This is a genomic window from Halomarina oriensis (assembly GCF_009791395.1).
Classification (GTDB): Archaea; Halobacteriota; Halobacteria; order Halobacteriales; family Haloarculaceae; genus Halomarina; species Halomarina oriensis.
This window is the reverse complement of record NZ_WSZK01000045.1, coordinates 1-3,449: the sequence shown is the minus strand read 5'-3', so window position 1 is coordinate 3,449 and position 3,449 is coordinate 1. Positions and strand designations below refer to the sequence as shown.

The 3,449-nt window shown below is 66.9% G+C and carries 4 protein-coding genes; 2 read left to right on the top strand and 2 right to left on the bottom strand.

Features of this window, described 5'->3' with window-relative positions; all coding sequences use genetic code 11:
* Positions 1-208: 208 nt before the first annotated feature.
* Positions 209-1,156 carry an alpha/beta hydrolase fold domain-containing protein gene (locus GQS65_RS20900; protein WP_368280402.1) on the bottom strand — a complete coding sequence of 316 codons (948 nt, stop codon included), beginning with the start codon at positions 1,154-1,156 and terminating at the stop codon, positions 209-211.
* A gap of 118 nt (positions 1,157-1,274) precedes the next feature.
* Here GQS65_RS20900 and GQS65_RS20895 point away from each other — a divergent pair, with 118 nt between their 5' ends.
* The gene (locus tag GQS65_RS20895; protein WP_158206557.1) at positions 1,275-1,454 is read left to right on the top strand and encodes a hypothetical protein; all 180 of its coding nucleotides are present in this window, start codon (positions 1,275-1,277) and stop codon (positions 1,452-1,454) included.
* A 118-nt stretch (positions 1,455-1,572) separates the two neighbouring features.
* On the opposite strand, the gene GQS65_RS20890 is transcribed toward GQS65_RS20895, so the two are convergent.
* Positions 1,573-2,223: a TetR/AcrR family transcriptional regulator gene (locus GQS65_RS20890; RefSeq protein ID WP_233265227.1), complete on the bottom strand. Its 651-nt coding sequence runs from the start codon at positions 2,221-2,223 to the stop codon at positions 1,573-1,575.
* 203 nt (positions 2,224-2,426) lie between these two features.
* Between GQS65_RS20890 and GQS65_RS20885 the strand changes: the two genes are divergently transcribed.
* On the top strand, positions 2,427-3,374 hold the full coding sequence (locus tag GQS65_RS20885; RefSeq protein ID WP_158206556.1) for a phosphoadenosine phosphosulfate reductase family protein: 948 nt from the start codon (positions 2,427-2,429) through the stop codon (positions 3,372-3,374).
* The last annotated feature ends 75 nt before the right edge of the window (positions 3,375-3,449 follow it).

Genomic DNA, 3,449 nt, shown 5'->3' with positions numbered 1-3,449 from the left:
GTCCGAAGGACCTGGGAGCCTGCGAGACGCGAAGCGTCTCACAATGCGACCACGAGGATTCGTCGCTCACTCCGGCGCTCCTCACCCCGCTCACTCACTGCGTCGCCGCCGGCTTCGAGCGAGACGGCGAAGCCGTCTCGCTCGGTTCGCTCGCGGTACAACGGAACGACGTCTTCTTTCGCCGGCTATCGACCGTCCACTCGTCGGTCTACGACTCCAACCCGAACTCGTCGCGCAGGTCGTCGGCTATCTGCTCGACGGCCTCCATCGCGCGGTCGATACCGTTCGCGCCGGGCGCGGAGGCGAAGCCGTGGATCATGTCGTCGTAGTTGTCGAACCGCACCGGGACCCCGGCGGCGACGAGGCGCTCGGCGTACGCCTTCCCGCCGTCGCGCAGGGGGTCGTAGCCGGCGGTGATGACGGTCGCGGGAGCGACCCCCGAGAGGTCCTCGGCCTGATACGGGTCGGCGTACGGGTTCCGGAGCGTGAGGTCGCTCCCGAAGTAGCTCTCACGGAACCACTCCAGGTCCTCTTCGAGGAGGACGATGCCGACGTGCTTCTCGGAGTCACGCTCCCCGGTCATGCCCACGCCGGGGTAGAGCAGTGCTTGGTAGTCGATGTTCGGGCCGTCGCGTTCGGCGGCCAGCAGCGAGACGACGGCGGCGAGGTTCCCGCCCGCGCTGTCGCCCGCGACGGCGAGTCGACCATCGGAATCGAGCGCCGCCCGACTGTCGGCCGCCCACTCGACGGCGGCGTAGGCGTCCTCGACGGCCGCCGGGAACGGGTGTTCCGGCGCGAGACGGTAGTCGACGCTGACGACGACACAGTCGCTCGCGCGGGTCAGGTGCCGACAGAAGCGGTCGTGTCCACCGATACTGCCGAGGACGAACCCGCCGCCGTGGAAGAAGACGACGGTCGGGAACGGTCCCTCCCCTTCCGGTCTGTAGACGCGGACCGGGAGGTCACCATCGGGGCCGGAAATCGTCCGGTCTTCGGTGGCCCCGACCGCCGGCGGGTTCCGGTTCTGGAACCAGTTGGCGACGCGGTTGACCGTCCGCAGGAGTCGGAGGTTCCGCTCGGAGAGCGGGAACAGCGGGAGTCGTCCCTGTCGGTCGAGGTACGCCTGTGCCTGGGGGTGAATCTCGGGGGCTTCCACGAATACGCCTCGCGTCGGTAGGGCATAAACGTCACAGCCCCGACGACCGTCCTCGTCGTCGGTCCGTCCCGTCGCCGAGAGTTGCTAGCTCTTCCGGTCACGTCGCCATCGTTCTAGGATGAGCGATTCCATCGTCCACCAGCAACTCCTCGACTGCCTCCTCTGCCGTGCGGCCTTCGAGCGCGAGGCGACACTCAGAGCCCACCTGCGAACGGAGCATTCACGGGAGGAACTCGTCGACTTCGTGGTCGTGACGGTCGACGAGCACAACGAGGCCGACGGGCTGGACCCGCACTGATACGCGAACCTGAGCGGTTCCGCGACGTACTCGAGAGGGCCCGTCTGGTAAAGAACCGCCGGCCGTCCACCGACGACCCGTCTCCGTCGGTCGAGCGCTGTCGAGTCCCCCTCGGCGGCTACTGGCTCCGACCCATCGCCGAGGGGAGCACGTAGTCGGGGTTCAGCAGCGCGGAGACGACGAACTCGTCGATACCGCGTCGGGCCTGCTCGGGGGCGTCTTCGTGCCCGAGCGAGATACGTCGGGCGCGTGCGGCGTGGATGAGGTCGGTGACGAGCTGTGCGGTGTCGGTCACGTTGACGTCCCTGAAGACGCCCTCCTCGATGCCGCGTTCGATGACCTGCTCGATGCTCCCGCGGATGGTCTCGTAGTGGCGGTTGAACACCTCCCGGTGGCGCTCGTTGTGCTGGGCCTGGGAGAACAGTTCGTGGTAGACCGTCATCCGCTCCCAGTGGCCGAAGTCGTTGTCGAACTCCGGGCCGAACAGACACTGGTCGATGCGCACGTCGAGTTCCGCGACGGGGTCGGTCCCCTCGTCGAGTTCGACGCTCCCCTCGTACTGTTCGATGACGTACTCCAGCAGCGCCGAGATGAGGTCGTGGCGGCCGTCGTAGTGGTAGTGGATGAGGGTCCGACTCATCTCGAACTCCTCGCCGATGTCCCGCATCCGGAGGTCGTTGTACCCGTGCTTGCTCAGCGCACGGAACGTCGCCTCCATGATCGCAGTCCGCGTGTCCGCAGAAGAACCGTCGACGTCGTCCGTAGCCATACTCCTCCTTCACCACCGGCCGTCTTATGCTCGGTGGACCGACCGACGCTCCGTCGGCGACCGGTCGGTCCCCGTCTCCCGCGATGCCGGTGTCGTTCGCTATCTACCGGCACGGATGGCCGATACAGTGATTATCTCGAACGTCGTTGTTCCGTACCAGCGTCTCCGATGCTCGATAGCGGTCTCGACGCTTCCACACCACAATGAGTTTCCCCGACTACCTCTCGCTCGACTACGACGACGGCCGTGACCAGACCGCTGCGGACTACCCCTCCCTGGAGGACAAACTCGGCAAGGCCGTCGAGGTCACCCGCACCGCCCTCGAACAGTACCGCACCCCGGCGGTGATGTGGACCGGCGGGAAGGACTCCACGCTCGTCCTCTACTTCGTCAAGGAGGTCGCCGAGGAGTACGGCTACGACGTCCCGCCGGTGGTCTTCATCGACCACTACCAGCACTTCGACGCGGTCACGAACTTCGTCGAGGAGTGGGCCGAGAAGTGGGACCTCGAACTCGTCGTCGCCCGCAACGACGACCCCGTCTTCGAGTCACACACGCCCGGCGACGACGTGCCCGTCGAGTCGCTGACCGCGGAGAACCGCCGCGAACTCGCTCGCGCGGGCCACGAGGGCGACACCTTCCGCTTCGAGGCCGACAGCCTCGGCGGCAACCACCTGCTGAAGACGGTGGCGCTCAACCACGTCGTCAGCGAGCACGGCTTCGACGGCATCTTCTCGGGCGTCCGCTGGGACGAACAGGAGGCCCGCGCCGACGAGACGTTCTTCTCCCCGCGCCACGACTCCGAGAAGTACCCGCCCCACGACCGGGTCCACACCATCCTCCAGTTCGACGAGCGCACGCTGTGGGACGCGATGTGGCACTACGTCGTCCCCGACACCGTCGAGGGCTGGCCGGAGGGCCACGTCCCCCAGACCTACGACGACATGCCCGAGGGGTTCACCGCCGAGGACATCCCGGTCGGCCCGAAGTACTTCGAGGGGTTTCGCTCGCTGGGCACCGAGAAGGGGTCGGCGAAGTCCGCCGAGGAGCCCGCGTGGCTCCAGGACCTCGAAGGCACCACCGAGCGTCAGGGCCGCGCCCAGGACAAGGAGAACCTGATGGCACGCCTGCGTGACCTCGGCTACATGTAACACGACCTTTTGTCCACGAACCAGGGTCGCGCAGCGACCCTGACAGGGTAAAAGCTCTCCCAGTGTCCGAAGGAC

Bases quoted from the DNA above. Each gene is read 5' to 3' on its own strand.
- GQS65_RS20895 (WP_158206557.1), top strand. From the start codon at position 1,275: ATGAGCGATTCCATCGTCCACCAGCAACTCCTCGACTGCCTCCTCTGC.
- GQS65_RS20885 (WP_158206556.1), top strand. From the start codon at position 2,427: ATGAGTTTCCCCGACTACCTCTCGCTCGACTACGACGACGGCCGTGAC.
- GQS65_RS20890 (WP_233265227.1), bottom strand. From the start codon at position 2,223: ATGGCTACGGACGACGTCGACGGTTCTTCTGCGGACACGCGGACTGCG.